19 protein-coding genes are annotated in these 24,169 nt (G+C 64.3%); all 19 read left to right on the forward strand.

Annotation, left to right across the window (positions count from 1 at the left end; all coding sequences use genetic code 11):
• Positions 1-5: 5 nt before the first annotated feature.
• Positions 6-449 carry a phage tail protein gene (locus tag LZC95_21130; GenBank protein ID WXA99311.1) on the forward strand — a complete coding sequence of 148 codons (444 nt, stop codon included), beginning with the start codon at positions 6-8 and terminating at the stop codon, positions 447-449.
• A 2-nt stretch (positions 450-451) separates the two neighbouring features.
• On the forward strand, positions 452-2,548 hold the full coding sequence (locus LZC95_21135) for a phage tail sheath subtilisin-like domain-containing protein (protein WXA99312.1): 2,097 nt from the start codon (positions 452-454) through the stop codon (positions 2,546-2,548).
• Positions 2,548-3,069 (forward strand): phage tail protein, encoded by a 522-nt coding sequence (locus LZC95_21140; GenBank protein ID WXA99313.1) that lies wholly within the window; start codon positions 2,548-2,550, stop codon positions 3,067-3,069. Before LZC95_21135 ends, LZC95_21140 begins: the two co-directional genes overlap by 1 nt.
• A 10-nt stretch (positions 3,070-3,079) precedes the next feature.
• Complete coding sequence (locus tag LZC95_21145) at positions 3,080-3,262, forward strand: hypothetical protein (protein ID WXA99314.1); 183 nt, start codon at positions 3,080-3,082, stop codon at positions 3,260-3,262.
• Positions 3,263-3,266: 4 nt separating this feature from the next.
• Complete coding sequence (locus LZC95_21150; protein WXA99315.1) at positions 3,267-4,058, forward strand: LysM peptidoglycan-binding domain-containing protein; 792 nt, start codon at positions 3,267-3,269, stop codon at positions 4,056-4,058.
• Entirely contained in the window at positions 4,055-5,194 is a 1,140-nt protein-coding gene (locus tag LZC95_21155) for a hypothetical protein (protein WXA99316.1), read from the forward strand. Before LZC95_21150 ends, LZC95_21155 begins: the two co-directional genes overlap by 4 nt.
• Positions 5,191-5,679, forward strand: coding sequence for a phage baseplate assembly protein V (locus LZC95_21160; GenBank protein ID WXA99317.1), 489 nt, complete (start codon positions 5,191-5,193; stop codon positions 5,677-5,679). Before LZC95_21155 ends, LZC95_21160 begins: the two co-directional genes overlap by 4 nt.
• 22 nt (positions 5,680-5,701) lie before the next feature.
• On the forward strand, positions 5,702-6,106 hold the full coding sequence (locus LZC95_21165; protein ID WXA99318.1) for a GPW/gp25 family protein: 405 nt from the start codon (positions 5,702-5,704) through the stop codon (positions 6,104-6,106).
• Positions 6,107-8,113, forward strand: coding sequence for a putative baseplate assembly protein (locus tag LZC95_21170; GenBank protein ID WXA99319.1), 2,007 nt, complete (start codon positions 6,107-6,109; stop codon positions 8,111-8,113).
• 3 nt (positions 8,114-8,116) lie between these two features.
• Positions 8,117-10,204 (forward strand): phage tail protein, encoded by a 2,088-nt coding sequence (locus tag LZC95_21175; protein ID WXA99320.1) that lies wholly within the window; start codon positions 8,117-8,119, stop codon positions 10,202-10,204.
• Between the two features lie 17 nt (positions 10,205-10,221).
• Positions 10,222-11,067: a hypothetical protein gene (locus LZC95_21180; GenBank protein WXA99321.1), complete on the forward strand. Its 846-nt coding sequence runs from the start codon at positions 10,222-10,224 to the stop codon at positions 11,065-11,067.
• A complete protein-coding gene (locus LZC95_21185; GenBank protein ID WXA99322.1) occupies positions 11,064-12,770 on the forward strand; it encodes a hypothetical protein in 1,707 nt (568 codons plus the stop codon). Before LZC95_21180 ends, LZC95_21185 begins: the two co-directional genes overlap by 4 nt.
• Positions 12,771-12,773: 3 nt before the next feature.
• Positions 12,774-14,612, forward strand: a complete 1,839-nt coding sequence (locus LZC95_21190; GenBank protein ID WXA99323.1) for a hypothetical protein — start codon at positions 12,774-12,776, stop codon at positions 14,610-14,612.
• 22 nt (positions 14,613-14,634) lie between these two features.
• Positions 14,635-17,769, forward strand: coding sequence for a hypothetical protein (locus tag LZC95_21195; GenBank protein WXA99324.1), 3,135 nt, complete (start codon positions 14,635-14,637; stop codon positions 17,767-17,769).
• 10 nt (positions 17,770-17,779) lie between these two features.
• Positions 17,780-18,037: a hypothetical protein gene (locus LZC95_21200; GenBank protein ID WXA99325.1), complete on the forward strand. Its 258-nt coding sequence runs from the start codon at positions 17,780-17,782 to the stop codon at positions 18,035-18,037.
• Positions 18,038-18,058: 21 nt separating this feature from the next.
• Positions 18,059-18,496, forward strand: a complete 438-nt coding sequence (locus tag LZC95_21205) for an HD domain-containing protein (protein ID WXA99326.1) — start codon at positions 18,059-18,061, stop codon at positions 18,494-18,496.
• A 114-nt stretch (positions 18,497-18,610) separates the two neighbouring features.
• The gene (locus LZC95_21210; GenBank protein WXA99327.1) at positions 18,611-21,931 is read left to right on the forward strand and encodes a hypothetical protein; all 3,321 of its coding nucleotides are present in this window, start codon (positions 18,611-18,613) and stop codon (positions 21,929-21,931) included.
• Entirely contained in the window at positions 21,928-22,428 is a 501-nt protein-coding gene (locus tag LZC95_21215) for a HEAT repeat domain-containing protein (protein WXA99328.1), read from the forward strand. Before LZC95_21210 ends, LZC95_21215 begins: the two co-directional genes overlap by 4 nt.
• A gap of 145 nt (positions 22,429-22,573) precedes the next feature.
• A complete protein-coding gene (locus LZC95_21220) occupies positions 22,574-24,154 on the forward strand; it encodes a hypothetical protein (GenBank protein WXA99329.1) in 1,581 nt (526 codons plus the stop codon).
• Positions 24,155-24,169: the final 15 nt, after the last annotated feature.

Consider the following 24,169-nt stretch of genomic DNA (forward strand, 5'->3'; position numbering starts at 1 on the left):
GATTCATGGCAATCGCTAGAAATAACCCTTACGGCGTATTCAATTTCAAGGTCGAGTTCGGGAACGGGGTCACCGGCGCATTCTCCGAGATCACCGGCCTCGACTCCGAGCAGGGCATCATCGAGTACCGCACGGGCGACGAAGAGGTGGCGATGCGAAAGCTTTCGGGCATTCGCAAGCACCCCAACGTGGTCATGAAGCGCGGCATCGTCGGCACCGACGGCTTCTGGAAGTGGCGCAAGCAAGTCGAGAATGGCCAGGTCGAAGATGCCAATGTTCGCACGTTGGTCACCGTGCATCTCTTGAACGAGAAACGCGAGACGGTGGTCACCTGGAAGATCAAGAATGCGTGGCCCTGCAAGCTGTCCGGGCCTTCGCTCGCTGCTGGCAAGAACGAAACGGCCCTGGAGTCCCTCGAGCTCGCGCACGAGGGCGTCGACCTCGAGTAGACATGAGCCTCGCCCCCGGAATCGCATTCGTTCGCGCCGAACGGCCCCAGGACGCCGACGCCCTTCGGGCGGACATCGTCGGTTTCGCCGGGATTTTCGAGCGTGGCCCGCTGCTCGTGGCCTCGCGCATCGAAGATCTCGGCGAGTTCAGGGCGACGTTCGGCGATCTGGTTCCAATCGCCGGTGCAACGGAGGACCAGCGCACGCGTGAACCGCAACTCCGCGCCCACCGAGGCTTTGCGCTCACGCCGCTGGCCGTGCACGGCTTTTTCCAGAACGGCGGCGGAACATGCATCCTGTTCCGTCTCGCATCACCGAAGATGCGGGCGTCGTCGGCGTACGTGCGGGACTTCGCCACGGGGGCGACCATCGGGCTCGGCGCATCGTCGGCCGGCTCCTGGTCCGAGGGCCTCGAATTGCAAATCCCGATTGTCGTCCGAAAGCGCGCGGCGATTGCCAAGTTCCCGTTCGAGGCGCCGGGGTTCTCGGCCGGTGACTTGGTGCGCGTCTTCGGCAAGGACGGCTCGCTCGCCTTCGGGCGACTCGTCCCGGCCGAGGCGGGAGGGCTCGAGCTCTCTCCTTCCGCCGCGACGAAGGAGCTGCGAACCATCGAGTCCATCGACCCGACGGTGCACGTCACCCTTCGCGATGCGCGCGGGGGTGTGACGGAGCGCTTTCGCAATCTCTCGCTGCTTCCCGAGGGGCCACGCGCGATCTGGCGATTTTTCGCAGCCAAAGAACCGCTGGGGCCTTCTTTGCAACCGGAGGTGCCGCCCGCATGGCTCCCGCTCGACGATGCGCTGGCGCTCGCACTTCGGCTGCAGGCGCCGGGCGAATCCGCGCTGCTTCGCTCCGAAGCGCCTCGGGCATGGCCGAGTGGCGCGAGCACCGTGCTCGAACGACCGTGGGCGGCCCGCGAAGGTCGTCTGCCCGAGGGGGCCGACGGGGCGATGGTACGCATCGTTCTTCGTGGCGGTGACGACGGGACGGGGGCCATCGATCGGGCCGCGTTCGAAGCCGCCATGGCCGTTCTCGCGTCCCACCCCGCACCGAGCATCGTCAGCATTCCCGAGTTGATGCTGCCTTTCAGTGCCCAACTCGACCCGTGCGGGGAGCTGCCCACGGACATCCCCATCGAGAAGCCACCGGCGGCGCCGCCACCACCGTGCGCCGAGCCGTCACCGCCCCCTGCCCCGCCGTCGGGCTCGAAACCGCGCCCTGGTGTCGAAGGAGAAATCGACAACCGCATGCCCGACTTTGCGGCCAGCGTTCCGCGGCTGCAGGAGGAGCTTCTCTCCGCACTCGGAGCCACTCAGGAGGGCCGCGAGCGCATTGCGCTCATCGATCCGTTGCCCTCGCTTTCCACGCGCGGGGCGATTGCACGGGCGCACGAGCTCGGGACCTCTGGCAACGAGCAGCCCGGGGGCAGCCTCGGAGCCATGTTCTATCCCTGGGTCCACGCGATTCGCGCGCGCTCGGACGCCGGTGAAACGGTCTTCCTGCCGGCGTGCGGACACATCGCCGGAATCATGGCCCGCACCACGCGCGAGCGCGGTCCCTCGGCCCGCTTCGCCAACGAACGACTCGAGGGTGTTGCGGCGAGCGAACGCGCGCTGTCCGAGCAAGAGCGCGCCGATCTCAACGACGGCCAGGTCTCGGCGGTGGCATCGTTTGCAGGGCGCGGCGTGCTCGTCTACGGCGCCCGCTCCCTCTTCGCCGGCATCGGGCCGCAGAAATACGTGCCCGCGGCCCGCGTGGTCGCCTTCGTGCGGCGCATGCTCCGCGTCACCGGCGAAACGCTGGTGTTCGAGCCGAACGATCCGTTCCTCTGGATTCACGTTCGCATCACCTTGGAAGCGTCGCTTCACGAGTTGTTTCTTCAAGGTGCCTTTGCCGGTGCCACGCCCAACACCTCGTATGCGGTGCGCTGCGACGAGACCACGAACCCGCCCGACTCGGTCGCCTTGGGCCGGGTCATCGCGGAAGTCGACATCGCACCCAGCGTACCCCTCGAGTTTCTCACCATCCGCGTGGGCTTTTCACGCGACGGCTCCGAGGTGCTCGATCTCACCGGGCCGCGACGGCCAGAGGTGGCGTAATGCCCAATCCCCTTCCCGCATTTCGGTATCGCGTCGTGCTGGTCGACACCCCCGGTCAGGCATTCAAGTCGATTGGCAGCGGCCTGAAAGCGGTGGCCGGCGGCGCCGCTTCTGCGGTGGCCGGTGGCTTCACCGACTGCTCGGGGCTCGAGGTCTCGGTCGAAATGCTGCCCTACGCGGAGGGCGGCGTGAATGGCTATGTCCACAAGCTTCCGACGCGTACCAATCATACGGACATCGTCCTCAAGCGAGGGCTTCTCTACACGAGTGAGCTCTCGACCTGGATCAAGGACGTGGCGTCGGGAACGTACCAACGCAAGAACGGTTACATCGTTCTTTTGGCCGCCAACGGCAAGCCTGCGCAAACCTGGTGGTTCGTCCGCGGGCTTCCGACGAAGTGGTCGGGACCCACGCTGTCGTCCTCGCAAAACGGCGTCGCGACCGAGGCCCTCACCATTGCCCACGAGGGGCTTTTCAACCTTGCCGATGAAGCCGTCGGCGCCGTCACCGCATTGTTCTGAGGAGGAGATCATGCCGCTCATCATTGGAGAGCTCATCGCCCGCATCGAAGTGACGCCGCCCGCCGCCCGCCCGAACACCTCGGAAAACGCCACGGCCGAGGCCGAAGAGCAGCGACAGCGCACGCGGGCCGCGCTGCGGCTGGAGCGCGAGCGACGGTTCGATCTGGAAAGCCGCGATCACGAGGAGTACTGAGGCCGTGGACGACAAGCTCAAGAAACTTCGAATCACGCCCGATGGCGACAAGGCGGCGGAATCGAAATCGCGCCGTGGAGCCGCGGGCGGCCTCGCCGCGGCGGCAGGCCGTGTCGGCAGCGCGGTTGCCAACACGGTCAAGGGCGCCCTCGGTTTGCCTGGCGCCGGCCCGGGCGAATTCGAAGTGCCGTTCAATCCCAAAGAGTACGTCATCGAGCAGTCGAATACTTTCGCGGAAATTGCCATTCCGGGGCTCGAAGCGCCCATCATTCAGTTCGTACGTGGCAATACGGAAAAGCTCTCGTTCGAGCTGCTCATCGACACGACGGACCACCCGCCGGGCTCGAAAGGTCGGGACGCGAGGACCAAGGCGAACGAAATTTTGCGGCTCGCACGCATCGACGGCGAGCGCCATGCGCCTCCCGTGTGCCTCTTCGAGTGGGGCGAGGAGGTCATGCGCGGGGTCATCGAATCGGTGCGGCGGCAATTCGTTCTCTTCGATCCCGACGGCACGCCCACGCGCATCCAGGTGACCCTCGGCGTAAAGCGTTATCGCACGTTGGTCGAGCAGCTCGGCCCGATGAATCGCCAATCGCCCGATCGCACGAAAACGGACGTCGTGCGTCAGGGTGATACCCTCCCGGCGATTGCCCATCGCATGTACGGCGATGAAACGTTGTGGCGCGAGATTGCCACGCGGAATGGCATTCGCGATCCGGCGAAGCTCACGCCCGGGCGTGTGCTGGAGATCCCCAAGGTGGACTTCGTCCGAAGAGTGACGGAGGGCGGAACGTGACGAAAGATTCGCTTCTCGCCGTCAACAGCGACAAATACGCGCCAACGTTCTACGCGCCCGTTTTTTACGTCTACGTCGATGGACAACAGCTCCACGAGCACGGGTCGGACTGCCTGAGCGTGCAGGTCAAAGATTCCTTGATGGGGCTGACCAGCTTCGAGCTCGTTCTCAACAATTGGAACGACGGCGGCGATGGCAAGCCGCCTCGCTTCAAGTACTCCGACGACCAGAAGACCCTCAAGCTCGGCGCGCGTGTGGCCATCGAAATGGGCTACGCCGACGCCCCAGCACGGACGTTGATGATGGTGGGCGAAATCACGGGCATCGAACCGCAGTTTCCAGCGGCGGGCGGCCCCACCGTTCGCATCTCGGGCTTCGACCGCCGGCATCGATGGCAGCGGAAAACGAAGAGCAATCAATGGCCGAACTCCAGGGATTCCGATATCGCCAAGAAGATTGCGGACGACAACAATCACATGGCCTGCCGCGCCGATGAAACGTCGCCGGTGCATCCAGAGATGCCCCAGCACAACGTGGACGATCTCAAGTTTCTCGCCGATCGGGCTGCGGCCAACAATTACGAGATTCTCATGGAATTCGAAGGCTCCGGGAAAAACGCCCGCGAGGTTCTTCTCTTTCGAAAAATGCGCGAGGGCGAGGAGCCGACCATGGCGCTGGAGTGGGGAACGTCGCTCGCTTCGTTTTCACCATCGTTGACGCTCTCGGGGCAGCTCACCAAGGTCACCGTCGAATCGTGGCACGTGGGCGAGGCGCGCCTCATCAAGGCATCCGCCGACCGCGCGAGCCTGGCCGAGGCGCAGGGGGACAAGAACGCAGCCGAGGTATTGAACGTGGCCTTCGGCGAGGGCAAAGAGCTGAAGGTTACCCGCAAAGGGATCCAAACGGACGAGCAAGCGAGAAAAGAAGCGGAAAGGATCCTCCAGGAGGCGGCGAGGACCTTCGTCACGGGGCAGGCTTCCACCGTCGGCCTCCCCACCCTTCGCGCTGGGCAGAACATTTACCTGGGCGGTCTCGGCGAGCGCTTCAGCGGCGTTTATTACGTCACGGAAACGACGCACCGGATCGACGGCAACGGCTACCAAACCACGTTTTCCGTGCGGCGGGGGTACACATGAGTGCAGGCAACCGGCACGTCGGGCTCCTCATCGGCATCGTCGTCGACCGTGACGATCCCAAGAAGCGCGGCTATGTCAAATTGAAGTTTCCCGCCCTCGACACCGTGAGCGACTGGTGCCCGGTCATGACACCGTTTGGAGGCGACGGTCACGGCCAACTCTGGGTGCCCGAGGTCGAGGACCACGTGGTCGTCGCGTTTCAGCACGGCGATCCCGCGAATCCCATCGTTCTCGGTGCCGTGTACTCGGAAAAGCACGCACCGCCGGGCGACAAGGACGAGCGCGTATTCAAATCACGCACGGGACATCGAATCGTACTTTCCGAAAAATCCGGCGAAGAACGAATCGAGATTACCACCAAAAATGGCCAGACGCTGTCCATCGAGGAGGGCGGCGGCCTGATCACGCTCAAAGCCACCACCCGCGTGCGAATCGAGGCGGCGGCGCAAGTCGAAGTGAAGTCTCCGCGTATCCAACTTGGATGAAGTTCGAAAAAGGAACGAATCGATGCTTCGAAGAGAGCTTGGACGAGGCTGGGGTTTTCCCCTCCGCATCGGCCGTCATGGCGGATTCGTGCTCGTGGAAGGACAGGATGACATCGAAGAATCCATCCGCGTGATCATCGGCACACGCCTCGGTGAGCGGGTCATGCGCGCGGGGTTTGGCTCCGAGGTGCCCGCACTTCTCTTCGAGCCGGCGACCAGCGCCACCGCCTCGCGCATTGCCGATGCCATTGCCGCGGCCCTCACGCGATGGGAGCCGCGGATCGACGTGATTGCGGTCACCGTCATCCCCGATCCCGACGTGGCCACGCGGCTCACGGCGTCTCTCACGTACCGCATTCGGGAGAACAACTCCGTATTGAATCAAGTTTATCCCTTCTATTTGAACGAAGGGACCGAGGAGCCCTAGATGCCCTTCACGCCCAAAAATCTGGACGATCGTACGTTCAAAGACCTCGTTGATGAAGCCAAACGGCGCATCGTCGCGTACCTGCCGACGTGGACCGATCACAACGAGAGCGATCCTGGCATCACGTTGGTGCAGCTGTTTGCATGGCTCACCGAGACGACGCTGTTTCGCTTGAACCAGGTGCCCGACGAACGAATGTACGTTTCGTTCCTGAACCTCGTCGGCATCGGGCCGAGTCCCGCCATCGCGGCGACCGGTGTGGTGGAGCTCGAGGTGAGCCAGCCAAGCGACCCATTCACCCTGGAGCCCTTCGAGCTTCGCCTCAGCGCACCGGGCAAGGAGGACGACATCCCCTTCGAGGCGAGCGAACGGGTGCACCTGGTCGGAGCCTCGCTCGGCGCCGTACTCGTGGACGACGGGTTCAGCGCGGAGCGGCAAGATCTCACGGCGACGAATCAAGCGGGAAAGGTGGCGTTTGCGCCCTTTGGTTTGACCCGCCTGCGCGGGCGCTCCCTCTACTTGGGACTCGATGCCGAGCCGCGGCTGGTCAAGCCGGGTAGCTCCGCGGAGCTTTCGATCTTCGTGCGCACCGACGAGGCGGCGGTGAAGCTCGAGCCGGCGTCGACGTCGAATCCGACCGAGATCGTCGAGCTCGAAGGCGACGTGCGCTGGGAGGGCCGGACGGGCGCCTCGTCATGGAAGCGGCTCGAGCTGGTGCACGATGAAACGCGCGGCCTGCGCCGGAGTGGGTTCATTCGCGTGAAGGTGACCGACGACTTGGTGCGCACCAAAGAAGCTGGAGATCTCGAGAAGAAGGAGCGCTTCTGGATTCGCGCGGTATCCGACGACGTCACGGAGATCGAGACGCGCTCGGTGCGGTACGTGTCCATCAACGCGGCCCGCATTCGGCAATGGCGCACGTATGCCAACGAGCTGCTCGTACCGGGCAGCGACGGCACACCCGATCAAGTGCGCACGGTGCGGCACCCGCCCATTCTGATGGAGACGAACGATCCGCCCATCGTGGAGGTGAACGAGCCGGACGACAAGGGATCGTTCTCTTGGCAGGCCTGGCCCTACACCGTCGATCTGGCCTCACGAAAGACCGCGACGGAGGTTGCGCGCGATGGCTATCCGCTGCGGGCCTTCACCGTCTCGGAAGATCGGTCGCAAATTGTATTTGGCAATGGCATCGAAGGGCGCATCCCGCTGCGCGGTCCGAACAACCTGCGCGTGACGTACCGTTCCGGTGGAGGGACGCAGGGCAATGTGCAGGCGGAAGCGATTTCGCTGGCCACGTCGGTACCGAACCTGCGCGGCGTCACCCAGCGCGAGCCCACGGCGGGTGGCGAGGACGAGGAGACCATCGACCATGCGAAGCTCGAGGCTCCGCGGAGGCTGCGTACCGCCGAGCGCGCGGTGACCGCGGCCGACTTCGAGACGATTGCGAAGGCCCACGCCGGCGTGGCGCGCGCGACGGCGATCAATCGGCACCATCCGCTGTATCCGCATGCACCGCTCACCGGGGCGGTCACGCTGGTCGTCGTTCCGCCGCGAAAGGGTGAGGAGACGGCGCCGATGCCGACGCAGACGTTCTTGGACGGCGTCTCGGCGGCCATCGAGCCGTACCGCATCCTGACCACGGAGCTTTTCGTCGTCGCGCCGCGGTACCGCACGGTGGTGGTCGACGTCACGGTGCGCGTGAAGAGCGAGCAGGATGCCCCCGACGTGCGGACCGCGATTGGTGAGAAATTGCGCGCGTATTTCGACCCCATCCGGGGAGGGCCGGACGGCAGCGGATGGCCCCTCCAAGGAACCATCGTGCACGGCGAGGTGATGAGCCTCGTTCTGTCGGTGGACCGTGTGGCCGCCGTGAACGATCTGCACATGGCCATCGATGGCCTGACCGCGCCGGACTGCACCGACGTTCCGCTCGATTCGAAGCTGGATCTGCTCGCGTCGGGTTCGCACTCGGTCAAGGTGGTCACGGAAAGCATTCGGAGGTGATGCATGCGCCCGCTCGGCATCTCCGCACCGAAGTATTTCCACCTCGATGGTTGGAACGGATGGCGTCTCGCGTATCCGGAATATCCCGTCCCGCGTGATTGGGGCGTCGTGTTCGGGCCGGATGGCCTCACCCTGCGCGCGGGCGAGCTTCCCAACACGGAGCTCGCGCGCCCCGTTCATGCGCGCGCACGCGGGCTCGCCTTCGATGCGATGGGTGGCGCCATCGCGGTCCGTGACGATCGACGCGCCCTTTGCCTCGCCGGCGCGCGTGGTACGTGCGAACCCGGCGCACCCGCAGTGTGGGGGCTGCCCGAGTTTCGCAAGGCGACGTTGGGCCAGCTCGCGGTCGATCGCCGCGGACGGCTCTTCGTCGCGCTGCCGCGGCTCGGGGAGATTCGCGTGCTGCGCCTCTCGCCCGCCGGAGAAATTGGGCGGATCCGGACGCCGAAGCCCACCGCGATCGCCGTCGGCAGGGACGACACGCTCTATGTGCTCGACGAGACCGATGGCCCCATCCATGGCGACCAGCGCCTCGCACGCATCGTTCGGATCCGCAAGGCCGGCGATGCCATCGCGGTATCGAAAAGCGGAATCGTCGCGATCGTTGCCGCCGGCAAAGAGTCCGTGCTCATCGGTCCACCGAACGATCTGCGCGAGTTCCAGCTCCGCCGCCCCGCCCTCCCTGCGGTCGCGTTTGCGCTGGATGCCGACGACGTCTTGTACATCGGGGATGCGCGCTCGGGACGCGTGGTCAAATACCAACTTCGCGACGGACGACTCGACGCCATGGCTTGGAGCACGGAAGTCCGGGGTTGGAGTGCGCTCGCGTGGCGCGGCCAAACGCTGCACGGATTGTCCAACGAATGCCGCGTCGAACCCATCGCATTCGAGTCCAATGGGTTCTACGTCACGTCGGCCAGTGTCGTTCTGGGGCCGCTCGATTCCGGGCTGCCCGCGACCGAGTGGCACCGCATCACGGGCCTCGTGGACACGCCGCCCACCGCAGGGGTGACGGCCGAAGTTCTCGCGGCCGACGATTGCCACGCCTTCGTGCCCGAGGCCCAAGAGAACGACGCACGCTGGACGAGGCCGCGCGACCTCGTCCTCGCGCGCAAAGGACGGCCCGCAGAACTCGTTCTCGAAGGGGCTCGCGGCCGCTTCGCATGGGTGCGCCTCACGTTGCACGGCGACGGCCGAACGGCGCCACGACTCAATTGGCTCCGCGTCGAATACCCGCGCGATTCGTACCTTCGGTATCTCCCGGCCATCTATTCCGAGGATCCCGACGGGCGCGATCTCACCGCGCGCTTTCTCTCGCTGTTCGAGGCCGAGAACGTCGACATCGGTGCCAACATTTCGCTGCTGCGCCGATTGTTCGAGCCCTACGCAGGGGATCCCGAATTCTTTCCATGGCTCGCCGAGCGCATCGACCTGTTCCTCGAGCCGTCATGGCTTCCGGAGAAGCGACGCGACGTGTTGGCCAAGGCGCTGCCGCTCTTTCGCAAGCGCGGAACGCGCACGGCCATGCAGACGTTCCTCGAGTGGTACGGCGGTCCGAACATCCGCATCGTCGAGGCTTTCCGGGCACGATCATCGTTCGTCATCGGCGCATCGGGGACGAATGCGGTTCTCGGATGTTCCACGATCCTTCCCGGCGCGTGCGAGCCACCGCGCATGCAACTCGGACGCGGCCTTGCCCTCGGTGCCGCGCGCGTCGATGGACGGCCATTTCCCGAGCTCGATCCCATTGCGGAAAGCCGCGGAATGCTCACCATCTTCGTGCCCCCTGCCCTCGCGGCCCATGGCGAGATCCTCGAGCGCATCGAGCGCATCGCAAGGCAAGAAGCGCCCGCCGGGGCCGAGGTGCGCTTCGTCGCCGTGAGGCCGCGCTTCTCGCTCGGGCAAACCGGACGCCTCAATCTCGATGCCGCACTCGGGCGAAACCTCCCTTGGACCTTGCCTGCCGAACCCGCACCCGACACGGCGCCGGCAGCGCCTCCGGTCGCGATGCTTCTCGCACGCGAGCCGGCTTCCGGCGCCGCCATTCAACTTGGAACGGGGCTCCGGCTCGGAATGGACTCCACCCTTTGAAAGAACCAGGAGACAGAATGCATCCGCACGATCACGCCCACGGGGAGACTGGACATCACAAGCATCGTCCGCTGACGGGAACGAACGACGTCCACCGCAGCCGGTACTTCTACAGCATGCTCCTCGAGGCCGAGGACATGTCCGTGGAGCAGGATTTTCACCTCGGAAACATCCGCCGCCACAACGCCGAACTTCACGGCTACGGGACCGTCTGCGGTCTAAGGGTCGACGATACCGAGTGCAATGAACGCGTCATCCTCCGGAAGGGCGTGGCACTCGATTGCCTTGGACGCGAAATCCGCGTCGAGCGCGATGTCGAAATCGACCTTCACGAGGCTGCCGAAGCCGCGCTTCGCGCGCGTCAGCGGGGTGAAGGCACCCACGAACACCCGAGCGAGGACGACGACGACGAGGATTGCAAACCGGATCCGGTCGATCTCTATATTTCGATTTGCTACCACGAGAGCTTCGAGCGGCCGGTGCAGGCACTCGGCGGGCCGGAAACGTGCTGCGCGCCATCGTGTGAGCCCTCGCGCGTCCGCCATGGATTTCGCATCGAAGTCTCGCTGGAGCCGCCCGATCCGGGGCCGGAAAAGATCACCGAGCTGCTCGAAGACATCGACAAGTGCGAGCACAAGAAATTGTCCGAGTGGATCAGCGACTGGATCACCGACTGCTGCTGGTCGTGCCGTCCCGATCCCTGCGACAAAGACCATCATTGCTTGGGGCTGGCGCACGTGCGCGTCATTCCCGGCGGCAAAGTAACCGACATCGACAATAGGAAAGGGCGCCCGTTGGTGCTGCCCACGGTTTTGATTGCCGCACTTGCTCAATATGCCGTGCAGCACCGGAGGGCACGATGAACGCGATGACCACGACTTCGTCTTGTGGATGCTCGAAGAAGGGACAAGGACAGGGAACGGCGTGCAGTTCGTGCGCCGCTGCGGCGGGTCAGGCCGGCGCGCAGGATTGCACCTCGGGGACGGAGGAAGCCACGTCGCGCAAAGGCGTGGTGGCGCCGGCGTGCCTGAGCCCGCGACCGCGATTCTTCCCGGGCCAGATGGTCACCGATGCCGATTTGCGCGCGGTGGTGGATTACCACCGGAACCAACAGCGCGTCGCCGAGAGCGTCACCGGAGGTTGGGGCGTGTATTGCGGGTACGAGCTCACCTTGGAGCCCGAGACGTGCTCCATCGTGGTGCACTCCGGTGTCGCCTACGACGCGCGCGGAAGGGCGTTGATTCACCCCGCCGAAACGCGTCTTACCCGGCCGCTTCCCGCGGACGTGGGAAGGCCAAAGCGCGATCCTTGCGATCCGTGCGTGACCCCGCCGCAGAACGAGAGATTCTACCTCGCCGTGGTGTACGACGATTGCCTGGACGCGGCAAAGCCGCGCTACGGCACACCGTGCGGACCAAGCGCCGACCCCGGGTGCGATTTCTCGCGGGTCAAGGAGCGGGTGCGCTTCGTGTGGCTGAACGAGATCTCCGATTCGTATTGGACCTCGGGGTGCCTGGTCGACGAGTGCAAAGATCCTGCGCCGCCTCACACGACGTTCGTCGATGATTGCGCGTACACGGATCCGACACAGGAACCGGCAGAACGGCTGCTTGCCAAGTGCACGCCCGACGTTGGCATTCGGGGTGGCGTCGGCACGTACACGTACGCGCGCCACCTCGAGCATCGATGGAACCTGAGCAAGAACGTTTCCTTTCTGCAGCACGAATTGGCCCGCGATGGGCAGGGAACGCCGGAAAATCGCGGTGCGGCGGCGGGCGCGTTGCTCGACGTGATTTCCAGTGTGGGTTGCGAACCTTGCCCTGGGGAGGCGGTCGTCGTGTTGGCCGAGGTCTTTTTCACGACGCTCGCGGACAGAACCCCGCAGATTGTCGTAAAGCCTTTGCGCCGGCGTGTGCTTTCCAATGCCGACTTGACCATGCTGGTGGGCTATTTGCTCGGTCAGCTGGTGGGCCAACCGCCGCAGGGTGAGAAACCCGCCGCCGAGGGAACGGAGCCGCCTAGGCAGGACGCCCTGTGCACCGATCCGTGCGGCTCGTCGCTGATTGGGCAAATTGGAAAAGCCATTACGGCGATGGCGCCGAACATGACGCCAGTTCTCCAGGATACGGAAACCGCGAAACCGCTGACCAAGTCCGTGAAGCTTGCGCAATCGGATATGGCGTTGCGCGTGATTCAGCACGGGAAACGCGTGCCCGGGGACTTCAAGCAGGACGAATTCGAAGACATCGTTCTTCAAGCGATTCCTCAGGGCACGGTGGTTCCGGAAGCCGTTCGGAAGACGGGCTACAACATTTTTCTGGGCCTCCCGGAGCGCGTCGGCACCGCTCCCGATCCGGCGCCCGCTCTCGCGGACGTGCTGAAACGACTCGCCGAGGCCGAGCAGCAAGTGGAGCGGCTCAAAAGGGAGCAGGAGAAGCCCTCGTCCGAGCCCGATGAAAGCGGAGAGGCCGCCGCAGCGACCGCCGACGAGCCCCCGAGACCCGATGATCCGGCGAAGGCCGACGAGGCGCAGAAGCTTCTCAAAGGCGACAAGAGGAGGCGCTAGGCCATGGCCAATGCCGACAACGTGCGGGTTCTGTATCAAGATGGACTCATCCTGGGTGCCGACGAGCTGGCGGGCGATCAATCGTATTTTCGTGCGGCACTCGAGCGGCGTTCCCTGACGCGCGACGCATTTGGGATTGCGTGGGGGCTCGAGCTGGAGCAGGTCAAGAACACCATCCTGGTCAAGCCGGGCGTGGCGTATGGCGGCGACGGCAAGGTCATCGTGGTTCGCCAAACCGTGGAGGTCATTTCCCGAATCAAGTCGCAGCTGCGGGTCCCCTCGCCTGCGATGGTGTACCTCACGTACGCGGAATCGAGCGACCGCCCGAAGAACGTGCTGTCGTTCTGCGGCCAGGCCACCGATCCGCGCGTGGTCGAGGACTTCGATATCGAATTTGGCGATCCCCCGCCGTTCAATGTCGGGCAGCGCGAAGGGGCACGTGTCGAACCTCACGTAAACCTCGGCGGGCCCGGCGATGCGACGAAGAGCCGTGTGGCCCTCGGCGTCATCAAGAAGCTCGACTCGGGGGACTGGGTGGTCGACCCGAACAGTCCGCGCGACACGTTTCGGGATGCGCCGGCTCCCGTCGCCGGGACGGTCGCCCCCATCGACAGCGCACAGTACATCGGGGTTCTCGCGAGCTCCGTCGTGCACCCGTGGGCCTGGGAAGCCGGACGCGGTGGCCAGGTGAAGCCGGCCATCGAGCTCGATCCGCGTCTGGGCGTCACTTTTCATCACGAGGCGATTTTCCGCGAGCACGTCATCTTCCAATCGGGCGCCGTGGCGTACGAGCTTCGGGCCACGGAAGAGGAAAGAGAAAAGCAGCAAGCGGGGACCCTGCAGCTCAATGCGGTGGGCGCGGGCACGTCGAAGCCGAAATTCGTCGTCGGGGACAAGGTCCCGCTCGAGATTCGGGACAACCTCGCCGTTCGCGGCCAATCGGCCTTCACCGGCGAAGCCTTGTTCAGCGATGGCGTGACCATGAAGGGCCGGCTCGATGTCGACGGCAAAGTGACTTGCAAGAACCTCCTCGTCATCGAGGACGCCGAGTTCAAAGGAAAGGTCACCACGACGGGGACGATCAACCTCGAGGGCGACCTAACCTTGGGCGGCGACAACAAGGTCGTCACCATCAAGGGCACCACGACGCTCACGGGGCCGACGACCTTCGAGGACACCGCCACGTTCAAAAAGGGCATCAAGGTCGTTGCCGGCGCCGCCGAGCTCACGCAGGGTGCGACCGTGAGCAACGGGCTCACGGTGAACGGCGCTGCGAATTTGACCGGCGGCGCCTCCGTGGCAGGCAATCTTGCCGTAACGGGCACCGCCACGGCGGCAACGCTGTCCGTGAGTGGCGCCGCCAATGCGAACAGCGCGAACGTGACCGGCGAGGCGAAGATCGGGAGCAACGCCACGGTGGGCGGCACGCTGACCGTGGGCGGTGCATCGACGGTGAATGATCTGACGATCAACGGCCGACTCTCCGTGCCGAGCGGCTTCGCGGGCGCCTTCGTGCACGATTTTCCCGCCGCTGCAGGTGTGACCAAGGGCACGACGGTGTCCTCGGACGGAAGCGCCGTGAAGCCCGCCGGTGCCGACGACGACCCCATCGTCGGGGTTTGCGTCGATATCCTCCCCGGCAACATCGCGCGCGTCGCCGTTGCGGGAAAGGCCAGCGCGCGCTTCGAAGCAACTGGGAGCGTCAAGCCGGGAGCCTTTCTCCTCATGAAGGCCGGCACGCCGGGCGTTCTTACCAATGGCGCCGCTGCAACCGGCAAAGTCGTCGGCAAGTACCTCGGCGCCGACGGCGCGAACGCGCTCGTCGTCCTCGCCTTCTCCTGATCGCAATCCACGAGGAACCCCGATGGCCGCGGCCGCAGCGCAGGGTGCGAAAGCGAAGAGCGCGCATGTGTCCCCCTCCAAGGGGGACGCGGCCGCGGCGACTCCGGGAAAGGCCGCGAAGCGAGCCGCGTCCCCATCGGGGCGAATGACCGCCAAGCAGGCCTACGCGGCGGGGCGGGCCGATGGAGGCCCGCTGCTGCTCGAGGCCCATCGCGCGAACGTCGCGGCGAAAAAGACGGCGATGCGCGATGCGGCCACGCAGCGAACGTCCGCGATTCTGGCCAACGCGCGCGCGGACAAGGCTGCCGCCGAAAACGCCATCGAAGGCGAGGCCAGGCGCGTGGAGCAAGCCCTCGATACCACGCGCGGGCACGTCGATGCCGTGACGGACGCTGCGCGCAACGAAATCGAGAGCGCGCGCCAGACTCGCACCGATGCCTCCATCGCGAACACGGAAGCGCAGCTCGAACGCCTCGACGGCATGGTGCAGGCCAAGCAGGAATTCCTGGGCGGGACGAGCGAGTCGCGCGCAACGGCCATACTCGAGGAGGGACGCGCGCAAGCACGTCGGGCCACCGAAACGTGCGCGGAGAAGAGCAAGGCTGCATGGATTCTCGCATCGCGAAAGCGCGCGCAGTACGGGAGTGGCGAACGCGCTGATGAAATCGCGAATGTCATTCAAGACATGGCGCGCGAAGCTGCCGACGGCATCACCGCCGCGGGAAGCGAAATGGCGGATGCGTCCCGCGCCGATGCCGCGGCCCTGGCCGCCAAGTTTCGTCAGGAGTCGGCAGACGCCAAATCGGATTTTCCGAGTGTCCTGCGCGACACGTCGACCGAGATCGCGGATGCGCGCCAACGGGCGATCACGGACATCACGGAGACTGCGGCCAGGGCGCAGAGCCAGCTCGATGACGCGCATCAGGCCGCGGTCGCCGAATTGGAATCGCATCGTGGGAATCTCGCAACGCCGGTTCGCGAGGCCGCCGCGTTGGCGGGTACAGGCATCGATCAACAGGCCACCCAAGCCTGCGAGCAACTCGAGACCGAAGCCGACAACGCCACCGCGAAGCTCGACGAATTCGAAGCGACCGTCGTTCCGCGGCTGGCCATCCTGCGAGGTCGGGCACTCGAACGGAGCATCGCCGAGGCGGACCGCGAAATCGAAGCTGGTCATGGCGGCTTTTCCCAGGCCCTCGATCGATTCGTTGCAACGAGTCGTGAAGGCGCGCTGGACGGCGCGAACAAGCTCGTGGGCGATGCGCAACGCATGGCCGCCGCCGGCGTTTCCATCGCGGCGCTGGGAACGAGGTACGAGACCGCCGCCGCGAGCCTATCGGGCAAGGCCGCGGAGGCGATGGGCCAGATCGAGAGCGAGGCCACCTCCGGCGCACAACGGGCCATCGACAAGCTGGATGGCGAGTTGCAACGCAAGATCGACGACGCGGACGTTCGATGGTCCGAACAGCTCGAAAGCGGCAAACGCCAAATCGCAGCGAAGATCGATGACGGGCTTGCCGTTCAAGGGCAAACACTGGAGAGCCTCGCAACGAGCATCGACGAGAAAGCCCGCGAGATCCGCGACGAGAGCTGGCTATCCCGTGCGGCGACGTTCGTCGGGGGCGTATTCGCCGGCGTCCTCGAGGGAGCATGGGAGCTCCTGAAAGGAGTGCTTCTCGTCGCATTGGTCGTCCTGGCCATCGCGATCGTCGTGGTGCTCGTCTTCGTGGTGCTCGTCTTCGTGGCCCCGGAGCTCGCCCTCGCGCTCCTCGTGGGGGCCGCCGCCGTTGCGGGTGCCGTGGCAGGATTCGTGGCGGCATACGGCGCCGTGATCCTCGGCGTATTGGCCGTCGCCGCCATTGGGCTGGTCATCTACAATTTGTACACCGCATTCACGACCAAGGGCATTGGCGACTTCGATCTCGGTCGAGCCGTCGGCAAGGCCATTTTCGATGTCGTTTCGATTGCCTTTGCCGAAAAGATGTTCGGCTGGGCGGGCCGGTTGATCGCCAGGCTCGGGCGATGGCTCGGGTTCGTGGGCGAAGACGGTGCGCGGTTGGCGCGATTGCTCGAGTTGCTGGGCGGAGACGAGGCCAAGCTCGAAGGCCTGGTCGGTGCCTTCGGAGGCAACGCCGCTCGGCTGGAGCGCGTGCTCGGCTTGGTGAACAAGGATGCCGCCAAGCTCGAACGACTTCTCGCGCTGGTCGCGGGCGAAGGCGCGACGCTCGAGCGGCTGCTCGGTCTGACGGACAACGACGCCGCGGTGCTGGAGCGCATTCTCAAGGCGAGCGACGACGCTGCCCAGGCGGAACGGCTACTCCTGGCAGCCAAAGGCGACGCCGTACTGCTGGACCAGCTCCTGACGAAAGCAGGGGCGGCACGGGGCGCCAACGACGGTGCCAAACGAGTCGAGACGTTGATCCAGCGGGCCGAGGAAAAGAGCCTGGCTCTCGTCGAATCCGCTCTCGACAAGGCAGCAGATAAGTCCGAGGACCTCGACCGGCTGACCGAAACCACGGGGTGGCTGGGCAAGGGAGATTTGACACTCACGCCGCAGGAGGCAGGCGCCGTTGATGACTTTCTACGCACGGCCGCGGAAAATGAACCAAGCATCACCAAGGAGCTCGAAGCTATCCGTGGGAAGATCAACGGTGCTGAATTCGAGGGGTTTGCCAACAGGCTCAAAGGAGAAGACTCCCTCAAGCGCAAGGTCGCGACGGCACTAAGAGAGGACCCCAAACGATCTCTGGAGCGGGCCTTGAACAACATCAAGGATGCCGTGCGCTATACTCTGAGGATGCCCGCCGACGACTATGCACTGGGCGCCCAACGGGCGCTCGATGAGCTTCAGGCGCGTGGGTTCAAAGCCATCGGAAAAGACGTCAAAAACACATGGCCGGCCGAAGGTCAGCGGCCGACAGGGTACCCTGGCATCAATTCGCACTGGCGCGATCCGGCAAGCAACCAGGCCTTCGAGCTCCAGTTCCACACGGCAGAGAGCTTCGAGGCCAAGACGGTCAGTCACAAGCTCTACGAGGAGCGGCGTCTGCCCAACGTGTCCGAGGCCGACAAGAACAGGCTGGAGCGGGAGGAAGCAAGGATCTTTGGAGAGGTCCCTGTACCTTCGGGCGCTGCATCCGTTCGACTCAGCAAGTGAGGTAGGCTCGATGGAGAAGGTTACGTATTACGCAAAGTTCGATGAAGGTTATTCGCGCGCCAATCCTTGCGGCATCGTTCGTCGCCGGGTGGTGGACGGAATCAAATACGACGAGGCGTTCACGCGAAATCTGCGCTGGGAGCCTACCGAGTATCTCGAGCTCTATCGGCTGGGGCACAATGAGGTCGATCACGAAGAAATCACGAAAGAGGAAGCAGACGCCTTCATCGAAGAAGTCACCAAGCACATTCGAAGTCAGCGCGAGTAAGCGCAAAAAGGACGTCTCATCGTGAATCTCACGTTGGCCGAGGTCGAGGAGCTTGCTCGGCGGGTTCACGCTACCCAGACCGACAAGGCAGGCCGTCCGTACGTGGAACATCTCGCGGCGGTTGCTCATGGGGTCGCCGTTCGGGGCGGCTCGGTCGAACAGATCGCTGCGGCCTGGTTGCACGACGCCGTCGAAGATGGGTGTCTCTCCGCTGAATGGCTTGCCGGGGCGCCGTTGGCGCGGAAGACGAAAGACATCGTGCTGGCGGTCACCAAGCGACCCGGCGAGCCGCTAAAGGACTATGCCGCGCGCATTCTTGCCACCCCGGGGGCATTGCTCGTGAAAGAGGCGGACTTGGCGCACAATGCGGATCCTGTCCGACTTGCGGCGCTGGATCCCGCGGCGCGCGATCGATTGACGGCAAAGTACGCGATGGTCCGCGCGCTGCTTGGCGTGTAGCGTCTGCGTTGCAAGAGCAACGTTGCACGATGCATCGTGCAACGCGGGTTGGTCGGCGGCACCGAGAAACGTCGCGTAGAGCCTACGGGCCGCGCTTTGCATGAGATAGGCGCGATGGCCGCGGCCGCAGCGCAGAGTGCAAAAGCGAAGAGCAACCACGCGGCCCCTTCCAAGGGGGCGGCGGCGGCCGTGCCGGGAAAGGCTCCGAAGCGTCCCGCATCGCCGTCGGGCCGGATGACGGCGAAGGAGGCCCACGTCGCACGGGGCGATATTGTTGCGCCGGCAACATCGGGCGAGGCTGGCGTGGCGCCGGTACGATTGACGGCGAAGGAGCGCGCACGATTGCAGGCCGTGACGTCGCGTGCGGGTGAGCAAGGGCAATCCGCCAAGATGCACCAAAGTGCGCAGTCGGCCACCGAGGAGGCACGCGCCGCAGCCCGGGAGCCGAAGGCGGAGGCGGACGGCAAGGCGCTCGGAGAGCACGCGGCCAAGCTCGAGGACAGTGCGCCGCCCGATCCCGAGATCGTGAAGAAGGCCGCCCGCATTCGACAATTGATTCGCGAAAAGCGGCCGCTGGATGAGGACGATCTTGGCAAGGCAAAACCGCGTGAGATGGCCCAGGCTGCGGGTGAAGAGGTTGCCGGCGATGTGCGTGCGGCCGCGCAAGGCGTGAAAACCGGGTACGAGCCGGTTCACGACAAGCCGGAGGGGCACGTCACCAAGGAGGTGCTGCCCATTCCGCCGCTGGCCGCGGCGCCCCCCGCCCCCGCGGTGAACGCGGCAACGGCAGCGCCGGATCCCGTGGCGGCTGGGGAGGTGTCGCTCGAGGCCGACAAGAATGCGATGGCCTCGCGAAGCAAGGCGGCGGGCCTCGACCGACCCGAGGCGGCACTCGTTCAAGACGGGCCGGTGGCAGCAGCACGGGCGGCGCGCGGTGAGTTCGGCGAGCTCGCGATTTGGGGCCCGGCGCAGGTCGTCAAGGGAGACAAGGAGCTGCGCGCGGCGGCGACCGCGGACTTCGCGCAGGCCGAGGCGCAAGCCCTCGCCCGGATGAAAAAGGCGCGGGCTGACAAGCTGGCGGCCGTCGAGGGCGAAAAGATCGGGGCCATCTCCGCCGAGGAGAGGAAACGCGAGGCGCTTGGAAAGACGCTCGAGGCCATTTACGCAGTCGCCGAGGACAAAGTGCGCGCGAAGCTCGAGCCGCTGGCCGACCGCGCGACCAAGATGTGGGACGACGGGCTCGACCCGATCAGCAAGAACTTCGAGCAGACGCTCGCGCGCGTCGACCATTGGATCAAAGAACGGCGCGAGTCGACGCTGTCGAGCATCCGCGACTTCTTCGCCGGATTGCCGGATTGGATCGTCGAGGCCTACGACAAGGCCGAAACGGAGTTCGGCGAGCAGATCGGCGAACTGGCCATTTCGGTCAGCAAGTGGGTCAACACCGTCATTCGCGATTGCCAGCAGATCATCGCGGAAGCGCGGCGCGAGATCCAGAAGACCATTGCAGGCCTCGACGGCTCCTTCAAGGAATTCGCGCTCGACAAAGAGGCGGAGATCGGGAAGAAGTTCGACGCCCTCTCGACCGAGGTGGAGGGCGCGCGCAAGAACTTCACGCAGGAGCTCACGGGCAAGCTCACGTCCACCGTCGCCGAGAAACGCGCCAAGGTCGACGCGCTCCGCGAGCAGTCGAAGGGCCTCTGGCAGAAATTCGAAGATGCGGTCGGCGAGTTCATCGACGATCCGGTGCGGGCGATCGTCAATGGCTTGCTTCGCATCGTGGGCATCCCGCCGGCATCGTTCTGGGCACTGGTCGACAAGTTCGGCGCGGTCGTCGATCAGATTGCCGACAAGCCGATGGTGTTCGCGAACAACCTGCTCGAGGCGCTGAAGCTCGGGTTCAATCAGTTCAAGGACAACATCGTCTCCCATCTGGGCAAGGGCCTTCTGACGTGGCTCACGTCGAAGATGAAAGACGCCGGCATCGTCCCGCCGTCGGACTTCAGCGTGAAGTCGTTGCTGACGTTCTTCCTGCAGATCCTGGGGGTGTCCTGGCCAAAGATTCGCGCGAAGCTGGTCAAACACATCGGCGAAAAGAACATCGCGCGCATCGAGCTCGCCGTGCAGTTCCTGACGACCTTCATCAACGAGGGCTGGGAAGGCCTCTGGAAGCTGGTCAAGGACAAGCTGGATCCCGAACAAATCGTCACCGCGGTCAAGGAAGCCATCGTCAGCTACGTCACGCAAGCCGTCGTAACCAGGGCAGTCGAGTGGGTCGTCTCCCTCTTCAACCCCGCCGGCGCCGTCTTCCAAGCGCTCAAGCTGATTTACAACGCCGTCATGTGGGTCGTGAACAACGCCGCCCGCATCTTCAGCCTCGTCGAAGCCGTGGTGAATGGCGCGGCGAACATCCTCTCGGGCGCCATCGGCGGCGCCGCGAATCTGATCGAGAAGGCCCTGGGCATGCTGGTGCCGGTCGTGATCGACTTGTTCGCGCGGCTGCTCGGGTTGGGGGGCATTCCCGATGAAGTGAAGAAGACCGTGGGCGGGCTGCAAGCCGCGGTGGATGCGGGGTTGGACAAGGTGATCGATTGGGTGGCTGCCAAGCTAGCCCTCAGTGACCCACCATCGAACAGTGTAGCGAAGAAGGACGCGCAACTGGACAGTCAAATGGATGGGGAGACGGCTGTCGATCCAAACGCGCGAACGAACGACGAGCAAAGAAGTAGAGCCGTGAAGATCAAGGCGCGAGTCATGCTTTCCGGACCGATTGCGGCGAAGATCCACGATCGGGAGACGCTGCTGAATATCCTTGATAACATCTTGAGGTCGCTCCGTCCCGAGGGGCTCAAAACTCTGAAAGCAGCTCCGGTCGAAGGCCGATCGCAGGACTTCAGGATAGTCGCGAGTGCCAGTGCGGAGGAAGAGGTTGGCAAGGCACATTTCGAATCCGGTGAGACGATTAAGCTCGCGGAGGAAGTCAACAAGGCCAGCGACGATGCAAAAGCGCGCCGCTTTCTCTTTCGAGCGGACGACGAATGGGTCGTCGGGACTCCCATCGGGCTGCCTCTCGACAGTGAAGAAGCCAATACCGCAGATATTCAAACACCGTGGGAGCACGTTAGCGAAAAGAAGGGAACGATGACCAGCCGGTATGTGTCCTTCTCGGAGATCATCGGAAGCCACAAAGGTGGAGCGGCAAAATTCACTCGTAAAGACATTATCGCCAAAGCGGTATGGGAGGCGTTGCAGACTCTGCAGAAGGAGGGGAAAATTCGGATACTTACGCCGAATGACGTGGTTGCTATGATGCAGGCTGAGAAGCCAAAGGTCCGAAGGCTTGCAAGCGCTGTCAAGGCAGATATGGAGAAGAACAAAGAGATTCTCATCGAAGGTCAAATCCCCGCCGAATATCTCACGCGAGCAAAACAATGAAGAAGACTCGTACCCCCGATGCAATAGAACGCGAGAAGAGGTTGGACGAAGCCATCGCTCAGTCGGCGGATGGGCTGTTCGAACTTCTGTTGGAATCCATTTCGGATGTAGATTCTGAGGTGCGTGAGACCGCAGCATACGGGCTCGGTGAGTTAGCCGACGCACGAGGCATTCCTCTCTTGATCGAGTTGGTCGAACGTGATGTCGACGAAAAGGTCGTCTTGCACGCGCTCGTATCGATGGAGTCATTCCGGGACTCACGTATTCACCAATGCCTCCTTCGAGAGGCCGTGCGTATACGGGCTACGCGCTCGCCGCGTCAACATGTAGCACGACAGCTGCGCTGGTATGATTCCCAAGAATCCGTGGATGCATTGCGTGCTCTGCTCACGCAAGACGACGCCTTGGTGAGTCAGTTGGCCGAAGAGTCCTTAATCGTCCTACGACCGGCCGAACGCGAATTGTGGGAGAGGATTGTGGCCGGGGGAAAATCTTGAGTTGAAGTCGATTGTCTTGAACGAAAACTAGAAACAGTGCTGCAGCTCGAACCTGGGTGAGATATTGAGCGAACAGGTTGTCATAGCTTCCGCAGAGTTGGATATCAGGGGCCTCAACGCGGTGCCCTCGAGCGCGAATGCGTGGGTGCGGGCCATTCTTGTGGTGCTCGAGCAGGAACTCGATGCCGCCCTAGAGTTGAATACGTCATGGATTGCTATTCCCAGGCTCGAGCTCGATTTGCGAATCGACGCTGGAGACGATCCGCGGGCAATAGCCGATGCCGTGGGGAAGGCCATCGCAATGGAAGTGCTTTTGGCGGCATCGCAAGAGAGCGGGCCCGTGAACGGGCTGCGACGAGACGTTCGTCCGCCGATGGAGCTTATCCGCTTGGCGCAAAAGGTTCGAAGTGGGCGGGGGTTGGGTGATGTCGACGCCCTCGGCACGACGGACGACGAGTTTGATTTGGGCAATAAACTGATTGAGCCCGCGGAAGCGTGGCTCGGCTTGGCGGGAGCGCAACGTGTGCTCGAAGCCCTTGGTCAGCTGGCGCGGGTGGGGCGGCTCGGGGTGATCTTGGCGGCAGATTTGTCGGTCATTGTTGCGATTCTCGAACGGGTGCGTGGCCAGCTTGGCGATGTTGGTTCGGCGAGCTGTACGCCCGCGGACGTCGAGCGGGTGGCGGTTCGGTTCGAGCGTGCAGCGGATCGGGCACTTGCGCGCATCGGCGGGGCTCGCGATAGCGTTGGAAGCGGCGGGGTGGATGTGCACGCGTTGCGGCGGCTTCTCCTGGGGATCGCCGAGCTTTCGCGGATCTCGCCCGAGTTGATTCTTGCGTCGCCGACCACGGTGTCGGCGTTGTTGGTGCTTCTGCAGCGCGTGTTGCTGACCGATGCTCGCCCGCGCGGAAATGACGGAGAGAGCGCGCGGAGCGAGGTCGCGGCGCCGCTGGACGCCTCGCGAACTGCCGATTCGATCCGCGAGGCTGGGCGCCCGCTCCTCCCGGAGAGCGCAATGCCTCGCGACACGAAAACGCACGCGCCGGTTACCGCGGAGACTCCCTTCCCTGCACTCGATTCTCCCGTCGGTCCCATTTCCCTCGACGAGGACCCCCTCGCCGTCGAGCCCTTCATCTACGCCACGCGCATCGCGGGCCTCGCCCTCTTCGTTCGTCCGCTGCTCGATCTTGGTATGGCCCAGGCCCTCGAGGCCATTCATCCTGAGCCCACGTTTGCGCTCTTCGAGGTACTCCGGCGCATTGCGCTTTGCGTGCTCGGTCGCGAGCCCCATGATGAATACGCGATCGCGGCCCTCGCGGGGCTTCTCGATGTGCCGCCCGCCGACGAGCTCGCCCTCGACGCCGAGCAATGGCCCCCCGCCGAATGTGCCGCGTTTGCGCTGGCCGCGTGCGACCAGAACGAGAACGACACCGCGGCCCACAGCCGCGACACGGCATGTGACGCATGGGCGCGCGCCTGCGTCGGGGAGGTTCGCTCACGGCTCCAGGAGGTCGATCCCACCGTGGACCTCGCCCACGATGTTCTCTCCCTCGAAGGCCGCCTCGTCCCCACGGAGGATGCCCTCGAAGTGCACCTTCCCTTTACGCCCGCGTACGAGCCCCTGCTTCGCGCGGGGCTCCTGCTCGATAGCCCGTATGTGCCGTGGCTCGGTCGGCGGGACTTGAGGCTCGTTTTCGAGAATCGGCCTTACGGACTTCACGAACCATGAAACCCAATGATGAAT

The organism is Sorangiineae bacterium MSr12523 (genome assembly GCA_037157775.1).
Taxonomy (GTDB): Bacteria; Myxococcota_A; Polyangia; order Polyangiales; family Polyangiaceae; genus Pendulispora; species Pendulispora brunnea.